Raw genomic sequence first — 17,354 nt, forward strand, 5'->3', positions numbered from 1 at the left:
TCATCCTGGCGCCCGCCCGTCAATCTATTCATTCCGCTTGGCCAGTTTTGGCTAACGCTTTACCTTTCTGCCATTTAACGCTATTACTTCCTTTATCAATCTATTCACCAATCTATTCATCCGATGCTCACCGTTGAACAAGTTTTGCGTCATGGGCCGGCTACGGCTCGTCAACTGACAGAAGCGTTAGGCATCAGCCAGCCGACGCTATCGCGCCGTCTCCGTGAACTGGCGGGCGCCGTATTGATCCTCGGTAAAGGTAAGGCGACGCGCTATGCGTTGCGGCGCGGGATCGGCGGTGAGAGGCAGTTTCCGCTATATCGGGTTGATGAACGGGGTAAGGCGCACCTGTTTGCCACGCTTTGCCCGCTGTATCCTGCCGATAACTGTGCGGTGTGCGATGAGCGCAGCGGAGAGTGGCAGCTCTATGACGGCATGCCATGGTATTTGAACGACCTACGGCCGATTGGCTTTCTCGGGCGAGCCTGGGGAAAAGCAGCGGCGCGCGAGTTGAATTTGCCGGAGGATGTGCGGCGATGGGATGAAGGTCAACGCTTGTTGGCGCTCTGCCGTTATGGCGAAGACATGACCGGCGATCTGTTGCCTGGTGCCGACAGCTATCAGCGTTGGTTAATGCGGGATACAGCCGTCGCCATCACGGTGGAAGATAAAATCGAGCGTTACGCCGCATTGTCTGTCCAGGCGCTGGCCGGGGAGCTGGTAGGCTCTTCCGCCGGTGGCGAGCAACCCAAGTTTGCCGCCTATGCTGAGCTGGTGCCAGGGCGCCGTGCGCATGTTTTGGTGAAGTTCAGCCTGGCGCCGACGCATGTCATTGCACAGCGCTGGAGCGATTTGCTGATCGCCGAGTCGCTGGCGTTGCAGACGGTCGCCGCTGCGGGATTGCCTGCCGCATCGGCGCAAATCCTGTTCGGTGCTGACCGACAATGCTTTTTAGAGATCGAGCGCTTTGATCGCATCGGTGAAGAAGGGAGGGTAGCGATGGTGTCGCTGGAGGCGCTGGATGCCGAGTTCAGCGGCAGCGGCCACGCCAACTGGGTCGTGGCCGCCGAGCGGTTATTGCAGCAAGGGGTGATCGATCACTCAGTCTACCAACGGGTTGCCCTGTATTGGGCCTTTGGCCGGTTGATCGCCAACAGCGATATGCACCAAGGCAACCTGTCGTTCTTGCGGATAACCCAGCGGCCGGTCATGTTGGCGCCTTTGTATGATATGTTGCCGATGGCTTTTGCCCCGGCAAGCAGCGGTAATCTGCGCCACGACGCGCTGGAGATCCGTTTGAGCAACGAGGTGAGCGGCGCCGTCTGGCGGCAAGCGGAGCTATTGGCTCTCGAGTTCTGGCGGCGAACGGCGCAACATGACGACATCAGCGAGGCGTTTCGGGCGATTGCCGAGCAAATGTTGGTGCAACTGCAGAAGCTGCACGAGCGCATTCAGCGCCTGGCCTGAGTTACCCCTTCTTCGGCGCTTCCTGTTTTGCCTCCGGCGCATCCTCTTCGTCGTCTTCCACCGTATTGCCTTCTGCCAACGGCGTGTTGGCGGTCAACAGGTACGGCGACTGCTGCCAGCGGCTGCGGCGGTGTTGCAGCAGGGTGCGCGCCAGAATGATGCCGATCGCCAGCGCCAGCAGGATCATCAGGCGCAGCAGGTTGGTGGTGTTGTCCACCTGCTTGGACTCGGTCGCCAGCACGTGGGTGTCGAGGGTGATGCGGATAAAGCCGATCGGGCCGTCTTTGCCCTGAATGGATTCGACCAACTGGTGGTTGAAGTAGCTGCCGGCGCGCTTGCCGTCGAGCGACAGCCGATCGCGTATACTTATCTGCTCCCCGGCGTGGGAGACCAGCGTGCCGTCCAGCTGATACACGCTGACGTCGAGAATGCGGCTGTGATCGGTGAGCTGCTTGAGGATGGCGTCGATGCGCGGGTTGTTGCCGTCGTCGTCCAGCAGCGGCGCCAGGCTGTAGGCGACCTGTTTGGTCAGCGTCTGCGCCAGCTCTTCGACCTGTTCGGATCGCGCCATTTGGTGACTCAGGCTAAAATAAGAGGCACCCTGCATCAGGAGCACCAGCAAAGCCAGGCAAATCAGGATAATAGCGGTACGGTGCAGGCGAAATTTCAGTTTAGCGCGAGCCATGCAGGTTCCTTGGGCATCGGGGACACTTTATGTTGCCAGAACCGCTGGCGATAGGATAGCTTGATGCGTCGTTTTATCATGCAGCGTTTTTGTCCATTCAGGAGTCAATGATGTCAAACAGTCTGACCTATTGCGATCTTCCGGCGGAGATCTCTCAATGGCCGGGTCTTCCCCTTTCGCTCAGCGGCGACGAAGTGATGCCGCTGGACTACCGGGCGGGCAATACCGGGTGGCTGTTATACGGCAGAAAGCTGGACAAGGCGCGCATTACACAATTCCAACGCAAGCTGGGCGCGGCGATGGTGATCGTCACCGCCTGGGGCGTGGACGACTATCAGGTGGTGCGCCTGGCGGGCACCTTGACGCCGCGCGCCAAGCTGCTGGCGGCGGAAAGCGGGCTGGACGTGGCGCCGCTCGGCAAGATCCCGCACCTGCGCACGCCGGGGCTGCTGGTGATGGACATGGATTCGACGGCGATCGAGATCGAGTGCATCGACGAGATCGCCAAACTGGCGGGCGTCGGCGAACAGGTGGCGGAAGTCACCGAACGCGCGATGCGCGGCGAGCTGGACTTTACCGCCAGCCTGCGCCAGCGCGTCGGCACGCTGAAAGGAGCCGACGCCAACATCCTCAAGCAGGTGCGCGACGAGCTGCCGCTGATGCCGGGGCTGACCAGCCTGGTGGGCAAGCTGCAGGCGATGGGCTGGCATGTGGCGATCGCCTCCGGCGGCTTCACCTACTACGCCGAATACCTGCGCAACCGGCTGCGGCTGGTGGCGGCGGCGGCCAATGAGCTGGAGATCCGCGACGGCAAGCTGACCGGCGAAGTGCTGGGGCCGGTGGTGGACGCGCAGTTCAAAGCCGATACGCTGCTGCGACTGGCAGAGAAGCTGGAGATCCCGCTGGCGCAGACCGTGGCCATCGGCGACGGCGCCAACGATTTGAAAATGATGCAGGCGGCGGGGTTGGGCATCGCCTACCACGCCAAGCCGAAAGTGTATGAAAAAGCGCAGGTGGCGATCCGGCATGCGGATCTGATGGGCGTGCTGTGCATTCTCACCGGCAGCCTGAAACACGAAGTGCGATAACGAAAGATTGAGGTAAGACGTGGCAAAAGCGGCAAAACGGGCATTTGTGTGCAATGAGTGCGGGGCGGACTATCCGCGTTGGCAGGGGCAGTGCAGCGCCTGTCATGCCTGGAACACCATCACGGAAGTGCGTTTGGCCGCGTCGCCCGCAGCGGCGCGCAACGATCGCCTCAGCGGCTATGCCGGCGACGCCGGCGTCAGCAAGGTGCAGAAGCTGTCGGAAATCAGCCTTGAGGCGCTGCCGCGCTTCACCACCGGCTTTCTCGAGTTCGATCGCGTGCTGGGCGGCGGCGTGGTGCCCGGCAGCGCCATTCTGATCGGCGGCAACCCCGGCGCCGGCAAGAGCACCCTGTTGCTGCAGGTGCTGTGCAAACTGTCCGAGCAGATGAAAACCCTGTACGTCACCGGCGAGGAGTCGCTGCAGCAGGTGGCGATGCGCGCTCATCGGCTGGGGCTGCCGACCGGCGGCCTGAACATGCTGTCGGAAACCAGCATCGAGCAGATCTGCCTGATCGCCGAGCAGGAACAGCCGAAGCTGATGGTGATCGACTCGATCCAGGTGATGCACATGGCGGACATTCAGTCTTCGCCGGGCAGCGTGGCCCAGGTGCGCGAAACCGCCGCCTACCTGACGCGCTTCGCCAAGACGCGCGGCGTGGCGATCGTCATGGTCGGCCACGTCACCAAAGACGGCTCGCTGGCCGGGCCGAAAGTGCTGGAACACTGCATTGACTGTTCGGTGCTGCTGGACGGCGACGCCGATTCCCGCTTCCGCACCCTGCGCAGCCACAAGAACCGCTTCGGCGCGGTCAACGAGCTGGGGGTGTTCGCCATGACCGAACAGGGGCTGCGCGAAGTCAGCAACCCTTCGGCGATCTTCCTCAGCCGCGGCGATGAAGTCACTTCCGGCAGTTCGGTGATGGTGGTGTGGGAAGGCACCCGGCCGCTGCTGGTGGAGATCCAGGCGCTGGTGGATCACTCGATGATGTCCAACCCGCGCCGCGTGGCGGTGGGCCTGGAGCAGAACCGGTTGGCGATCCTGCTGGCGGTGCTGCACCGGCACGGCGGGCTGCAGATGTCGGATCAGGACGTGTTCGTCAACGTGGTCGGCGGGGTGAAGGTCAGCGAGACCAGCGCCGATCTGGCGCTGCTGATGTCGTTGGTGTCGAGCCTGCGCGATCGGCCGCTGCCGAACGATCTGGTGGTGTTCGGCGAAGTGGGGCTGGCGGGAGAAATCCGTCCGGTGCCGAGCGGCCAGGAGCGCATCTCCGAAGCGGCCAAGCACGGTTTCAAGCGCGCCATCGTGCCGCACGGCAACATGCCGAAGAAGCCGCCGGCCAACATGCAGGTGTTTGGGGTCAAGAAGCTGGCGGACGCGCTCGACGTGCTGGAAGAGTTTTATTAATGTCGCCGACGGCGAGTAAGATATGCTATTTTGTTTAGCATACTAAACGGAGGGGCCATGCCGCAATTTGATTACCTGAAGACGTCCATTAAGCAAAAGGGCTGTACTTTGCAGCAGGTGGCGGATGCCAGCGGCATGACCAAGGGCTATCTGAGCCAGCTGTTGAACGACAAAATCAAAAGCCCGAGCGCGCAAAAGCTCGAGGCGCTGCACCGTTTTCTCGGGCTGGAGTTCCCGCGTAAAGAGGTCAAAGTCGGCGTGGTGTTTGGTAAATTTTACCCGCTGCACACCGGCCACATCTATCTGATCCAGCGCGCCTGCAGCCAAGTGGACGAACTTCACGTTATCTTGTGCCACGATGAACCGCGCGACCGCGAGCTGTTCGAGAACAGTTCGATGTCGCAACAGCCAACGGTCAGCGATCGCCTGCGCTGGCTGCTGCAGACCTTCAAGTACCAGAAAAACATCCATATCCACTCGTTCGACGAGCAGGGCATCGAACCCTATCCGCACGGCTGGAACGTGTGGAGCGACGGCATGAAGGCCTTTATGGAACAGAAGGGCATCGTGCCGAGCTTCATCTATTCCAGCGAAGCGCAGGATGCGCCGCGCTACCGCGAGCATCTGGGCATCGAAACCATCTTGGTCGATCCCGAGCGTTCGTTCATGAACATCAGCGGCAATCAGATCCGCCAGGATCCGTTCCGCTATTGGGACTACATCCCGACCGAGGTGAAGCCGTTTTTCGTACGCACCGTGGCGATCCTCGGCGGCGAGTCGAGCGGCAAGTCGACGCTGGTCAACAAGCTGGCCAACATCTTCAACACCACCAGCGCCTGGGAATATGGCCGCGATTACGTGTTTTCGCACCTGGGCGGCGACGAGATGGCGCTGCAGTACTCCGACTACGACAAAATCGCCCTCGGGCAGGCGCAATACGTGGATTTCGCGGTCAAGTACGCCAACAAGGTGGCGTTTATCGATACCGATTTCGTCACCACCCAGGCGTTTTGCAAAAAGTACGAGGGGCGTGAACACCCCTTCGTGCAGGCGCTGATCGACGAATACCGTTTCGATCTGGTGATCCTGCTGGAAAACAACACGCCGTGGGTGGCGGACGGCCTGCGCAGCCTCGGCAGCACCGCCGATCGCCTGGCGTTCCAGCGCCTGTTGGAGGACATGTTGCGCGCCAACAACATCGAGTACGTGCACGTCGAGTCCAGCGATTACGAAGAGCGTTTCCTGCGCTGCGTCGAGCTGGTGCAGCAGCTGCTGGCGGCGGACGCCGGCCGGTTGGCGAATGCGCCCACCCATCGCCACGCCGCAGGCTGAGAAAATTAGCGGAATGTGCGGTCGCGGCGGCAGAAACGCCTCTGTGGCGCACATTTAACGGCTTGTTTAAACATGGTTCATTCGGTAGCGACTAGGTTAAGATTTTCTTTACAATAACGCTCAGAAGAAGACATGTCTTATCGCTTACTCGCTCTCTGGTTGATCTGCTATGCCGCAGCCTGGACGCTGCTGACCGTTCATCTCGATCCCACCCTGCCTTACGACGCCGTCGAGGCGCTCAACTGGGGCCTTAACGCCGAGTGGGGCTCACCGAAAAATCCTTGGCTGGTCGGTGCGGCGATGCAGCCGGCGATCTGGCTCCCGTGGCTGCCGCTGAACCTGTACTGGTATGGCGGGCACTTCATCGCCATCGCCATCGGCATGTTGGGCGTCTGGCTATTGGCGCGCCGCCTGAGCGGCAGCACCTCGCTGGCCTGGATGGCGCTGCTGACGCTCAACCTGTCCGGCATCATCAATTTCGACATCATTCCCTACAACGACAATTACCTGTTGGTGATGCTGTGGCCGTGGATGGCGCTGTTCTTCCACCTGGCGATCTCGCGTTCGGCCAACTGGTGGCCGGCTTTCGCATTGGTGGCCGGTCTGGCGATGATGGCGAAATACTCGACCTTCGCCTTCGTCTATTTCGCGGCGCTGTCGACGCTGTTCGTACCGCAGATCCGCCGCTGCTATCGTCAGCCGCAGTTCTATCTGGCGGTGGCGATCTGGTTGGCGCTGGTGCTGCCGAACCTGTTCTGGCTGTGGAACCATGACTTCGCCGCCTTCAAGTGGGTGGATTCGCAGATCAAGATGCAGCTCAACCTCGATATGCTGCAGTCGCTGCTGCTGGTGTTCTATCCGTCGCTCGCGCTGTGGGTGATCCTGCGGCGCAGCGGGGCGGTGATGGCCTGGCCAGCGGCGTTGCCGATGCGGGTGTTGCTGTGGGTCTACCTGTTGCCGCTCGGCATCATTACCTTCTGGTTCTCTTTCAACGTCGGCGGCCGGCTGACCGAGTGGCTGCAGCCGTTCTTCATGCTGGCGCCCGCGCTGCTGGTCGGCTGCGTGCGCCAGCCGCCGGTGCGTTCGCTGCGCGCGGCGACCATCGGGCTGATGTGCGCGGCGCTGGCGATCTATCTGGGGTATGCCGCGGTGATGCTGGGCAACGTGCGCAACGCCGGCCAGAAAATGGTGGGTATCAAGGCGTTCAGCGTCGGAGTGGAGCGGCTGTGGCAGGAGCGGTATGGCGTCAGCCTGCGCTACGTCGGCGGCGAATACCTGTCGCAGTGGATGACGGTGTACGCCGGCTCCCGGCCGCAGACCATTACGCGCTGGTCTAATCATACGCGCCCGAATATCTACAACGTCAACATCAGCTATCCGCAGATTGCGCAGCACGGCGTCGCCCTGTTCGGGCGGTTGGGTGAAGACTGCGCGCGCAGCGACTTCGGCGGCGAGCTGGCCCACTGGCCGAAGATGCGCCTCGATTGGCAGCAGACGCTGACGTTTCGCGCCGATCCGTATGCCGACGAGCAGACGCTGTGCGTCGGCTTCGTTCGTCCGCAGTAACGGCGGCGCAAAACGCCGCCGCGATTCAGGCTTAGTAAGCGATAACCAGCTTACCTTGCATATGGCCGCCGAGCAGCCGTTGATGCGCGGCGGTCAGCGTCTCTACCGACAGCCCGTGCAGGGTTTCGCTCAGCGTGGTGCTCAACTTGCCCTCGTCCAGCAGCTGCGCCACCTGTTGGAGGATCTGGCCCTGCTGCGCGATGTCCGGGGTGGTGAACATGCTGCGGGTGAACATGAATTCCCAGTGCAGCGCGGCGCTTTTCAGCTTCAGCGCGTTTTGATCCAACGGCTGCGCGTTCTCGACGATGGTGCAGATATGGCCCAGCGGCGCGACCAGCTCGGCCATCGCCGGCCAGTGGCCGTCGGTATCGTTCAGGCACAGGATGTAATCCACCTGCTCGATGCCGTGCTGCGCCAGCTCGCCCTTCAGATCGCGGTAGTCCACCACCAGATCGGCGCCGCGCTCACGGCACCAGGCGGCGGATTCCGGCCTTGAGGCGGTGGCGATCACTTTCACCTTGCTGCGCAGCGCGGCCAGCGGAATGGCCAGCGAGCCGACGCCGCCGGCGCCGCCGATGATCAGCAGCGTCTTGTTCTCCGGCGCGTCCTGAATGTTCAGGTGTTCGAACAGCGCTTCCCAGGCGGTGAGGGCGGTGAGCGGCAGGGCGGCGGACTCGGCCCAGTTCAGGCTGCGCGGCTTGTGCGCGGCGATGCGTGAGTCGATCAGCTGGTGGCTGCTGTTGCTGCCGGGGCGGGTGATGTCGCCGGCGTACCACACTTCATCGCCGGGCTTGAAGCCGCTGACGCCGCTGCCCACGTCTACCACCACGCCGCTGGCGTCCCAGCCGAGGATGCGCGGCTGCTGCAGGCCGCTCTTTTGCAGACCGGCGTGCACTTTGGTGTCCACTGGGTTGACCGACGCCGCTTTCACTGCCACCAGCAGATCGTACTGGCCGGGAACCGGCATCTCCGGTGAGATTTCGATGAAACCGGCGGGGTTCTGCGGGTCTACGGCAATGGCTTTTATCGACATGATTGTGCTCCTTTTAAATGATGTCCCCAGTGTAGACCCGCGGCAGTGGGGTGATAAGATGGACAATATCTAACGGAGTGTTCGTTTAAGGTGAACAATGGAATTCAAACAGCTGCAGGACATGGCGCTGTTCGCGCTGGTGGCGGAGTGCGGCAGCTTCACCGCCGCCGCGCAGCGCGTCGGGTTGCCGAAATCCAGCGTCAGCCAGCGCATCAGCCAGCTCGAACAGACGCTGGGGCTGCGCTTGCTCAATCGCACCACGCGCCAGCTGAACCTGACCTTCGCCGGTGAGCGCTATCTGGAACATTGTCAGGCGATGATGTCCGCCGCGGAACGCGCCGATCTGGCGTTGCAGCGGCTGCGCGATAACCCGAGCGGCCGCCTGCGCATTTCAACGCCCGCCGGGCTGGGGGCGACCCTGGTGGCGCGGCTGGCGGCGGATTTTCAGCGCCAATACCCGGACGTTTCGCTGGAGGTGTCGGTGTCCGACGCCATGGTGGATCTGGTGCAGGAAGGCTTCGACGCCGCGCTGCGCACCGGCAAGCCGCAGGATTCTTCGCTGATCGGTCGCCGTCTCGGGTATGCGCCGCGCTATCTGTTGGCCGCGCCGTCCTATCTGGCGCAGCATCCGCCGATCGAACACCCGCAGCAACTGCAACAGCATCGCTGCATTGCCCACCGCGCCTGGACGGCCTGGAACCTGCGCTGCGGCGACGACTACTACCGTTGGCAGCTGCCGCTGGCGCACACCACCGACAACCTGCTGTATGCGCGTGAATGCGCTATCGCCGGCGCGGGGATCACGCTGTTGCCGGCGTTTCTCAGCCGCGAGGTGGTGGCGCAGAAGCTGTTGGTGGAAGTCTTGCCGGCGTGGCGCGCGGAGGGCAACGAGCTGTATCTGGTTTACCCGAGCCGCAAGCTGAATTCCCCGGCGCTGGCCTGCTTCATCGATGTGGTGCTGCAGCATCCGGCGTTCGACGACTACGCCCGCGAGCTGCCGCGGGGGTAAAAAAAAGGCGCCGCATGCGGCGCCTTGGGTATTACTTGGCGATCTTTTTGTACTTGATGCGGTGCGGCTCGAGCGCGTCGGCGCCCAGCGTACGCTTTTTGTACTCTTCGTACTCGGTGAAGTTGCCTTCGAAGAATTCCACCTTGCCCTCGTCCTGGTAGTCCAGGATGTGGGTGGCGATACGGTCGAGGAACCAACGGTCGTGCGAGATCACCATGGCGCAGCCAGGGAATTCCAGCAGGGCGTTTTCCAGCGCGCGCAGGGTTTCGATATCCAGGTCGTTGGTCGGTTCATCGAGCAGCAGCACGTTGCCGCCAACCTGCAGCAGCTTGGCCAGGTGCAGACGGCCACGCTCACCGCCGGACAGCTCGCCCACGCGTTTGCCCTGATCGACGCCCTTGAAGTTGAAGCGGCCGACATAGGCGCGGCTCGGCATCTCGGTGTTGCCGATGCGCATGATGTCCTGCCCGCCGGAGACTTCTTCCCACACGGTTTTCGAACCGTCCATGCTGTCGCGGAACTGATCGACGGATGCCAGCTTGACGGTGTCGCCCAGCACGATGCTGCCGGAATCAGGCTGTTCCTGGCCGGACATCATGCGGAACAGCGTGGATTTACCCGCGCCGTTCGGGCCGATGATGCCGACGATTGCCCCTTTCGGCACCGAGAACGACAGGTCGTCGATCAGCAGGCGGTCGCCGTAGGACTTGCGCAGGTTGCTGACTTCGACCACTTTGTCGCCCAGGCGTGCGCCAGGTGGAATGAACAGTTCGTTGGTTTCGTTACGTTTCTGGTATTCGGTGTTGTTCAGCTCTTCGAAGCGGGCCAAACGGGCCTTGCCTTTGGACTGACGGCCTTTGGCGCCCTGACGCACCCACTCCAGCTCTTTCTCGATCGACTTGCGGCGAGCGGCTTCGGCGGACGCTTCCTGGGCCAGACGCGCGTCTTTCTGCTCCAGCCAGGAAGAGTAGTTGCCTTCCCATGGAATGCCCTCGCCGCGGTCCAGTTCGAGGATCCAGCCGGCCACGTTATCCAGGAAGTAACGGTCGTGGGTAATCGCCACCACGGTGCCTTCGAAGTCGTGCAGGAAGCGTTCCAGCCAGGCCACGGACTCGGCGTCCAGGTGGTTGGTCGGTTCGTCCAGCAGCAGCATGTCCGGCTTTTCGAGCAGCAGGCGGCACAGCGCGACGCGGCGGCGTTCACCCCCGGACAGGTGGGCGATTTTGGCGTCCCAGTCCGGCAGGCGCAGCGCGTCGGCGGCGCGTTCCAGCTGGGCGTTGAGGTTGTGACCGTCGTGCGCCTGAATGATCTCTTCCAGGCGGCCCTGTTCGGCGGCCAGCTTGTCGAAGTCTGCGCCTTCTTCGGCGTACAGCGCGTACACTTCGTCCAGGCGTTTCAGCGCGCCGACCACTTCCGCCAGCGCTTCTTCCACCGACTCACGCACGGTGTGTTCGAGGTTAAGCTGCGGCTCCTGCGGCAGGTAACCGATCTTGATGCCCGGCTGCGGGCGCGCTTCCCCTTCGATATCGGTATCGATGCCGGCCATGATGCGCAGCAGGGTGGACTTACCGGCGCCGTTCAGGCCCAGTACGCCGATTTTGGCCCCGGGGAAGAAGCTCAGGGAGATGTTTTTCAAAATATGACGCTTCGGCGGTACCACCTTGCCGACGCGGTGCATGGTATAGACGTATTGAGCCACGTTGCTCTAAGCCTCTCTATATCAGTATTTATAGGATGTCTGGCGGCATGAGTGTAGCCCGTTTCGATCTCGGATCCCAGACATCGCTCAGCGATCGCTAAGTATAACCGTTTATGCGCCGATAAAGGCGCATATTGGTGGCTTATGGCGTGACGACGATCGCGACGCGGCGGTTTTCCGCGCGGCCGCTGGAGGTGCGGTTATCGGCAACGGGATCGCGCTTGCCCATGCCGCGGGTTTCGATATTGGCGCGCGGAATGCCGACGCTGGCCAGCAGATCGGCCACCGCATCGGCGCGGCGCAGGGAGAGCTGGTCGTTATAGCTGTCTTCACCGTAGTTGTCGGTATGGCCGTCCAGGCGGAACTTGGTGATGCCGACGCTCAGCAGCGCACGGCCCATCTTCTGCACCGTCTCGGTGCTTTCCGGGTTCAGCTTGCCGATGTTATTGCCGAACAGCACTTTATCCGACAGGCCGAACTCCCAGCCGTTATCGGTCAGCTTGAAGCCCTGCGATTGCAGCAGCGCGATCTGCTCGGGCGTCAGGCCCTGCGGTTTGCTCTGGCAGCCGGCGAGCGCCAGCAGGGCGACGAACACCATCGTCAGCAGTGAAAAACGACCTTTAAACAGTTGCTGTATCATAGTCAAAATCCCTAGTTCAAGTGTTATAGCCGGGGCTCTTATTTATGTATAGCCAGCCGCCAGCCTCCGTTATAACGATGCTTTGCCTGATACATCGCATCGTCAGCTTCGTGCAAAAGACCCTGAGGCGTCGACGCGTGATCAGGGTACAGCGCAATACCGATACTCAGAGAGGTAATGACCGCCTCGTCGTTCGGCAAAATGACCGGTTGCGTCATGCAGTCGATGATGTTGTCAGCGATCTGCAGGACATCTTCCGTGCCGTGTACCGGCGCCAGCAGCACGGCGAATTCATCCCCGCCCAGACGCGCGACCAGATCGGTCTCGCGCAGCTGCGCGCGAATGCGCCCGGCAATGGTGGTCAGCACCGCATCGCCTGCGGCGTGGCCGTAACTGTCGTTCACCTCCTTGAAGCGATCGCCGTCGATAAACAGCACCGCCAATTTCGCCGGCGGTTCGATATCGCCCAGCGCCCGGCTCAGCCGCCCTTCGAAGAAGGCGCGGTTCGGCAAGCCGGTCAGGCTGTCGTGTGTCGCCCGGTGAGCCAGCGAGTCGTTCTCCTGCTTCAGATGGGCCTGCCAGGCCTCCAGCTCGTCGAGCAAGCCGTTGAAATCGTTGCTGAGCTCATGCAGCTCGGCGATCGGCGCCGACGGCACCCGCAGGCCGAAGGTGCGATCGCGGCGCACCGCGTGCGCCACGTTGGCGATGTCGTCCAGCGAACTGACGATGCCGACCAGCATACGGCGCGACAACACCAGAGCGCACAGGGTGCTGAGTACCATGCAGGCGATCATGCCGACCAGGCCGCGCAACAGGAAACGCAACAGGCTGCCGCCGTTGCCGCTCAACCAGACCTGGCCGACCTGTTTGCCCCCGTGAGAAATAGGCAGGATGACCGGCTCGGGCAGCGCCCAGTGCGCAACCATCTGCTCCAGACCGTGCAGCGGGCTGTCGGAGGGATGGCGCCAGCTGGCCAGCATCTTGCCTTTATTATCCAGAATGCGCGCCTCCAGGATCTCTTCGTTGGAGGCGATCAACATCAGCGCCTCACGCGCGGCGACGCCGTCTTCAAACACCACGGCGGCCTCGACGGTATAGCTGATGGAGCGCGCGATCAGGTGCAGGTTGTGGTCGGCATAGGCGCGCAGCGCAAACAGCGCCACCAGCGTCAAAAAGATGCCGGCGGTGCCGACGGCGATCAGCGCCAGCCCAAGATGCACCCGCTGCAGCACTCGGCCCAGCGTCGGGCGCGCATTGCCGGCGCGGTTTCTGTGCAACAGCCTCATAGCGGCGGCGCCTGTTTGCGTGCCAGCTGCAGCACGTTGGGGTGAACGCGCACGCCGCTGCGCGCCAGAGCGTCCAGGTTGACCTTGAAACTGGCCTGGTCCCCATCGATCTGCAGGCAAAATGCGCTGCCGGCGGAGCATTCGCTATCGTTCTCGCTGATGCTGAGAATGGAGTTGCCGGAAATGCGCTGCATGAAATTTTGTCTCTGCGCGGCGGTGATGTTCCCTAAGTAGATGACATCGCAGCCGGTACTCAGCGTTGGGCTGTCGAACGGCACACGCTCGGCTTTAATCGGACGCGGGGCGCTCAGCAGGATCGGATCGAACAGCCCTTCGGCATACTGGGTGGGTGCGGTCACGCACAAGCGGATCGGATTGGGTTCACGCGACCAGCGGGCGTAGCTGATGATGCCTACCACCACGGTCGTCACGGCGTGCGTGCGTTTTTGATAGGGATCATCGGCGGCGCGCGCAGACCCGGACAACGTCAGCAGCACCAACAACACGATCAGCAGCAGGCGACCGATATTCAGACGTGCGCCAAGGAAGCCCGGCACGGGGCTTTTTGCGCAACGCATCGCTATCGCGGTCTTATTCGCCATCTTCACCCGCCATTCCGGCCTGATCCACCGCCCGCAGGCCGTGGCCTGACAAGGAAAAGTTCGGCCCGCTTGAAGGGACAATCGTTTTGCTGAAAGCTGTCAGTCGCACTGCCTAATGAACACTATCTCACCCATAATTGGCGCGGATTGTATTATAAGATGTCTTCGTTGGGCGCTTTATGTGCTGTTTTCTCGGAATTATCCTACTTATTTTTGATAGTATAAAAATGCCTACCCGGGTTTGCCACCGCTTTTCTGCAAAGTTGGCGCGTTTGGCCAGCTGTCAGGCGATTTGCGCAACGGCGGCTTCATCTCACAAATGCAATAATGTCATAGCTAATAATTAAAAATTATTTTACTTCTCTTATAAATGCCGGGGTGGCTAATAAAAATCCGGTGGCTGGAAATATCCCGTCGGCCTGATTTGTCAGCCAAAGTAAACGTTTTTTACCTGGCTCCCGTCATGGCGATACACTTCTTCTTCTACAGTATTGAATGGATGAGCGATTGCGCTGTCTATGGTAGATATCTGCGTCCGGGCCGTGCGCCCGGCTTTATTTTGTCCCGCTGCGCCGTGGCGCGGCGGTCACCGGGGAGCTGGGCGGCTCCTGCGGTCCAACCAGTGAGGAAAGAGCGAGGATGGTCAAGGTGGACAAGCGACGGCTGTTGGCAATGGGCCTGTGCCTGACGGCGTTTTCAGGCGCGGCGCTGGCGGATTCTCTGGATGCGCAACGTCAGCGCTACCAGCAGATCAAACAGGCGTGGGACGGCAATCAGATGGGCGTGGTGGCGCAGCTGATGCCGACGCTGCGCGATTATCCGCTTTATCCTTACCTGGAATACCGCGAGCTGACACAGGATCTGAGCCAGGCGGGGTTCTCCGAGGTGAACGACTTTATCAAACGCAACCCGACGCTGCCGCCGGCGAAATCACTGGCCCCGCGCTTCGTCAATGAGCTGGCGCGGCGCGAAGACTGGCGCACCCTGTTGGCCTTCAGCCCGCAGCCGCCCAAACCGGTGGCGGCGCGCTGCAACTATTACTACGCCAAGTGGGCCACCGGCGATCAGCAGGCGGCCTGGAGCGGCGCCGACGAACTGTGGCTGAACGGCAAAACGCTGCCGGGCGCCTGCGATCGGCTGTTCAGCGTCTGGCGCGGCGCAGGCAAGCAGACGCCGCTGGATATTCTGGCGCGCATGAAGCTGGCGTTGAAGGAGGGCAACAGTTCGCTGGTCAGCAACCTCTACAGCCAGCTGCCGGCCGACTACCAGACCATGGGCAACGCCCTGGTGCGCTTGCAAAACGATCCGACCACCGTGGAAGCCTTCGCCCGCAGCGTGGGGCCGACCGACTTTACCCGCGCCGCCACCGGCATCGCCTTTGAGCGCCTGGCGCGGCAGGATGTGGAAAACGCGCGGGCGATGATCCCGACGCTCGCGCGGCTGCAGAAAATGAGCGACGACGAGCGGCTGGGACTGGAAGAGGCGGTGGCCTGGCGCCTGATGGGCAGCGATGCCACCTATGAACAGGCGCAGTGGCGCGATCGGGTGATTCTGCGCAGCCGTTCGCCTTCGCTGCTGGAGCGCCGGGTGCGCATGGCGTTGGGCAACGGCGATCGGCAGGGCGTGGCGACCTGGCTGGCCCGCCTGCCGGAAGCGTCGCGCAACAAGGATGAGTGGCGCTACTGGCGCGCCAGTCAGTTGATGGACGAAGGCAAACGCGCCGAAGGCGAGGAGATATTGCGTAACCTGATGACCGAACGCGGCTTCTATCCGATGGCGGCGGCGCAGAAGCTGAATGCCACTTATCCGGTGATGGTGGCGGTGGCGGCCAAGCCGCGCGCGTCGCTGGTCGACGGGCCGGAGGTCGCCCGGGTGCGCGAGCTGATGTACTGGAACATGGACAACCTGGCCCGCAGCGAGTGGGGCTCCTACGTCGCCAGCCGCAGCCGGCCGGAACAAGAGGCGCTGGCGCGCTACGCCTTTGAGCAAAAATGGGCCGATCTGAGCGTGCAGGCGACCATCGTCGGCAAGCTGTGGGATCATCTGGAGGAGCGCTTCCCGGTCGCCTGGCCGCAGGAGTTCCGCCGCGCCACCGATGACAAGGGGATCACCACCAGCTACGCGATGGCGATAGCGCGCCAGGAGAGCGCCTGGAATCCGAAGGCGCAGTCGCCGGTTGGCGCTTCCGGCCTGATGCAGGTGATGCCGCGCACCGCGCAGCATACGGTGCAGATGTTCAATATTCCCGGCTACGTCGGCCCGAGCCAGCTGTTCGATCCGCAGACCAACATCACCATCGGCACCAGCTATCTGGAGTCGGTCTATCAGCAGTTCGGCCGCAACCGCATCCTGTCGAGCGCCGCCTATAACGCCGGCCCGTCACGGGTGAACACCTGGCTGGGCAACAGCGCGGGGCGTATCGACCCGGTGGCGTTCATCGAAAGCATTCCGTTCTCGGAAACCCGCGGCTACGTCAAGAATGTGCTTGCCTACGATGCGTTTTACCGTTATCTGACGCACCGGCCGGCCAAGGTGTTGACCGACGCCGAGTGGCAGAGACGTTATTGATTTTGACGGCCCTATGGTATGCTGCTGTACTAGTTAAATAGTATGGTGGCTGCCATGACGCAATTATCGTTAAACGACCCCGCTCTTTCAGAACAAGGCAATGAGGATTGGCTGCGCTTCGTCGCGCTGCTGCAGAATTCGTTTGCGCAAGAGCTGCATCAACCGCTGCTGCAGCTGATGCTGACGCCGGACGAGCGCACCGCGCTGGGTACCCGGGTGCGGATCATTCAGGAACTGATGCGCGGCGAGATGAGCCAGCGCGAGCTGAAAAATGAACTGGGCGCGGGGATCGCCACCATCACCCGCGGCTCGAACAGCCTGAAAGCGGCTTCACCCGAGCTGAAACAGTGGCTTGAGCAGCAGCTGTTGCACGACGCGCCCTAGCGGGATCGGTGCTATTGCTGATAGATGGCGTTGTGAAACGGCACCAGCGCCAGCAGCAGCGCCTGGTGGTAAACACTGGTGCGGCTCAGCCGGCCGTCGGTGAAGACGCCGATGGCGCCGCCCTGGCGCTTTACCTCGGCATTGCCGGTGATCGCCGCCATTTCGCTGCCCAATTCGCGACCGGCGCGAATACCTTGTAAGATGACTTCCGGCAGCATCAGGCTCGCCGAGCGGGATTCGCCGCGGATGTGCGGGTTCTCGATGGTCATCCAGGCGAAGGTCATATTCTCTTCAATCCCGGCTTCCACGCCGACCCAAAAATCGGCCTCGGGCCTGACTTGGCGCGCTTCCATGACGCGTTGACGCGAGCCGGTGCGGGTTTCGTGGTTGCCTATCGGCTGCAGCGAGACGCCGCTGGCGACGTCAACGGATTCAATGCGGTATTGGTTCGCGCCAAAGACGTCATCGAAGGCCAGTTGAATAGCCTTGATCTTTGCCGGGTTGGTAGTTGCAGCGACAACATGGTACATAACGGGTTTGATATCCTTCTGGCCGATACGCCGGGCAGCGGCAAAAGCGCCGCCGGGCCG

Annotated in this window: 15 protein-coding genes; 8 read left to right on the plus strand and 7 right to left on the minus strand. The window is 62.0% G+C overall.

The window, feature by feature from the left end; all coding sequences use genetic code 11:
- The first annotated feature begins 123 nt into the window (after positions 1-123).
- Entirely contained in the window at positions 124-1,467 is a 1,344-nt protein-coding gene (gene yjjJ, locus ACJ8HN_RS15300; protein ID WP_442523667.1) for a type II toxin-antitoxin system HipA family toxin YjjJ, read from the plus strand.
- 1 nt (position 1,468) lies between these two features.
- Here the strand turns inward: yjjJ and ACJ8HN_RS15305 are convergent, their stop codons facing one another.
- Positions 1,469-2,152 carry a YtjB family periplasmic protein gene (locus ACJ8HN_RS15305; RefSeq protein ID WP_033637029.1) on the minus strand — a complete coding sequence of 228 codons (684 nt, stop codon included), beginning with the start codon at positions 2,150-2,152 and terminating at the stop codon, positions 1,469-1,471.
- Positions 2,153-2,262: 110 nt separating this feature from the next.
- Here ACJ8HN_RS15305 and serB point away from each other — a divergent pair, with 110 nt between their 5' ends.
- The 4 genes from serB to ACJ8HN_RS15325 all read left to right on the plus strand — a co-directional run bounded on the left by serB (position 2,263) and on the right by ACJ8HN_RS15325 (position 7,543).
- On the plus strand, positions 2,263-3,240 hold the full coding sequence (gene serB / locus ACJ8HN_RS15310) for a phosphoserine phosphatase (protein WP_016929162.1): 978 nt from the start codon (positions 2,263-2,265) through the stop codon (positions 3,238-3,240).
- Between the two features lie 19 nt (positions 3,241-3,259).
- Positions 3,260-4,645 carry a DNA repair protein RadA gene (radA, locus tag ACJ8HN_RS15315; protein ID WP_025159617.1) on the plus strand — a complete coding sequence of 462 codons (1,386 nt, stop codon included), beginning with the start codon at positions 3,260-3,262 and terminating at the stop codon, positions 4,643-4,645.
- A gap of 57 nt (positions 4,646-4,702) precedes the next feature.
- On the plus strand, positions 4,703-5,977 hold the full coding sequence (nadR, locus tag ACJ8HN_RS15320; protein WP_049196006.1) for a multifunctional transcriptional regulator/nicotinamide-nucleotide adenylyltransferase/ribosylnicotinamide kinase NadR: 1,275 nt from the start codon (positions 4,703-4,705) through the stop codon (positions 5,975-5,977).
- A gap of 132 nt (positions 5,978-6,109) precedes the next feature.
- Entirely contained in the window at positions 6,110-7,543 is a 1,434-nt protein-coding gene (locus ACJ8HN_RS15325) for a glycosyltransferase family 39 protein (protein ID WP_442523668.1), read from the plus strand.
- Between the two features lie 31 nt (positions 7,544-7,574).
- Here ACJ8HN_RS15325 and ACJ8HN_RS15330 read toward each other — a convergent pair whose 3' ends face one another.
- Positions 7,575-8,576, minus strand: coding sequence for a zinc-binding alcohol dehydrogenase family protein (locus ACJ8HN_RS15330; RefSeq protein WP_033652880.1), 1,002 nt, complete (start codon positions 8,574-8,576; stop codon positions 7,575-7,577).
- A 97-nt stretch (positions 8,577-8,673) separates the two neighbouring features.
- On the opposite strand from ACJ8HN_RS15330, the gene ACJ8HN_RS15335 reads away from it, so the two are divergent.
- Complete coding sequence (locus ACJ8HN_RS15335; protein ID WP_442523669.1) at positions 8,674-9,585, plus strand: LysR family transcriptional regulator; 912 nt, start codon at positions 8,674-8,676, stop codon at positions 9,583-9,585.
- Between the two features lie 31 nt (positions 9,586-9,616).
- Here ACJ8HN_RS15335 and ettA read toward each other — a convergent pair whose 3' ends face one another.
- The 4 genes from ettA to ACJ8HN_RS15355 form a co-directional block, all read right to left on the minus strand.
- The gene (gene ettA / locus ACJ8HN_RS15340; protein ID WP_025159620.1) at positions 9,617-11,284 is read right to left on the minus strand and encodes an energy-dependent translational throttle protein EttA; all 1,668 of its coding nucleotides are present in this window, start codon (positions 11,282-11,284) and stop codon (positions 9,617-9,619) included.
- Between the two features lie 142 nt (positions 11,285-11,426).
- Entirely contained in the window at positions 11,427-11,924 is a 498-nt protein-coding gene (locus ACJ8HN_RS15345; RefSeq protein ID WP_033649136.1) for an OmpA family protein, read from the minus strand.
- 38 nt (positions 11,925-11,962) lie between these two features.
- On the minus strand, positions 11,963-13,210 hold the full coding sequence (locus ACJ8HN_RS15350; protein ID WP_033637037.1) for a diguanylate cyclase domain-containing protein: 1,248 nt from the start codon (positions 13,208-13,210) through the stop codon (positions 11,963-11,965).
- Positions 13,207-13,818 (minus strand): YfiR family protein, encoded by a 612-nt coding sequence (locus ACJ8HN_RS15355; RefSeq protein WP_442523670.1) that lies wholly within the window; start codon positions 13,816-13,818, stop codon positions 13,207-13,209. The genes ACJ8HN_RS15350 and ACJ8HN_RS15355 overlap by 4 nt, the downstream gene beginning before the upstream one ends.
- Before the next feature lie 633 nt (positions 13,819-14,451).
- Here ACJ8HN_RS15355 and sltY point away from each other — a divergent pair.
- Complete coding sequence (gene sltY, locus ACJ8HN_RS15360) at positions 14,452-16,380, plus strand: murein transglycosylase (protein ID WP_033637039.1); 1,929 nt, start codon at positions 14,452-14,454, stop codon at positions 16,378-16,380.
- Between the two features lie 54 nt (positions 16,381-16,434).
- A complete protein-coding gene (gene trpR, locus ACJ8HN_RS15365) occupies positions 16,435-16,764 on the plus strand; it encodes a trp operon repressor (protein WP_004933017.1) in 330 nt (109 codons plus the stop codon).
- A gap of 11 nt (positions 16,765-16,775) precedes the next feature.
- On the opposite strand, the gene yjjX is transcribed toward trpR, so the two are convergent.
- Positions 16,776-17,294, minus strand: a complete 519-nt coding sequence (yjjX, locus tag ACJ8HN_RS15370; RefSeq protein ID WP_033637040.1) for an inosine/xanthosine triphosphatase — start codon at positions 17,292-17,294, stop codon at positions 16,776-16,778.
- Positions 17,295-17,354 lie beyond the last annotated feature (60 nt).

Source organism: Serratia sp. CY29653, assembly GCF_052169255.1.
In the GTDB taxonomy this organism is placed as follows: domain Bacteria; phylum Pseudomonadota; class Gammaproteobacteria; order Enterobacterales; family Enterobacteriaceae; genus Serratia; species Serratia sarumanii.

What these genes read in the sequence shown, in the direction of transcription:
- yjjX (WP_033637040.1), bottom strand. Translation starts at nt 17,294, where the DNA reads ATGTACCATGTTGTCGCTGCAACTACCAACCCGGCAAAGATCAAGGCT.
- ACJ8HN_RS15305 (WP_033637029.1), bottom strand. Translation starts at nt 2,152, where the DNA reads ATGGCTCGCGCTAAACTGAAATTTCGCCTGCACCGTACCGCTATTATC.
- ACJ8HN_RS15345 (WP_033649136.1), bottom strand. Translation starts at nt 11,924, where the DNA reads ATGATACAGCAACTGTTTAAAGGTCGTTTTTCACTGCTGACGATGGTG.
- yjjJ (WP_442523667.1), top strand. Translation starts at nt 124, where the DNA reads ATGCTCACCGTTGAACAAGTTTTGCGTCATGGGCCGGCTACGGCTCGT.
- ACJ8HN_RS15325 (WP_442523668.1), top strand. Translation starts at nt 6,110, where the DNA reads ATGTCTTATCGCTTACTCGCTCTCTGGTTGATCTGCTATGCCGCAGCC.
- trpR (WP_004933017.1), top strand. Translation starts at nt 16,435, where the DNA reads ATGACGCAATTATCGTTAAACGACCCCGCTCTTTCAGAACAAGGCAAT.
- sltY (WP_033637039.1), top strand. Translation starts at nt 14,452, where the DNA reads ATGGTCAAGGTGGACAAGCGACGGCTGTTGGCAATGGGCCTGTGCCTG.
- ACJ8HN_RS15330 (WP_033652880.1), bottom strand. Translation starts at nt 8,576, where the DNA reads ATGTCGATAAAAGCCATTGCCGTAGACCCGCAGAACCCCGCCGGTTTC.
- nadR (WP_049196006.1), top strand. Translation starts at nt 4,703, where the DNA reads ATGCCGCAATTTGATTACCTGAAGACGTCCATTAAGCAAAAGGGCTGT.
- serB (WP_016929162.1), top strand. Translation starts at nt 2,263, where the DNA reads ATGTCAAACAGTCTGACCTATTGCGATCTTCCGGCGGAGATCTCTCAA.
- ACJ8HN_RS15335 (WP_442523669.1), top strand. Translation starts at nt 8,674, where the DNA reads ATGGAATTCAAACAGCTGCAGGACATGGCGCTGTTCGCGCTGGTGGCG.
- ACJ8HN_RS15350 (WP_033637037.1), bottom strand. Translation starts at nt 13,210, where the DNA reads ATGAGGCTGTTGCACAGAAACCGCGCCGGCAATGCGCGCCCGACGCTG.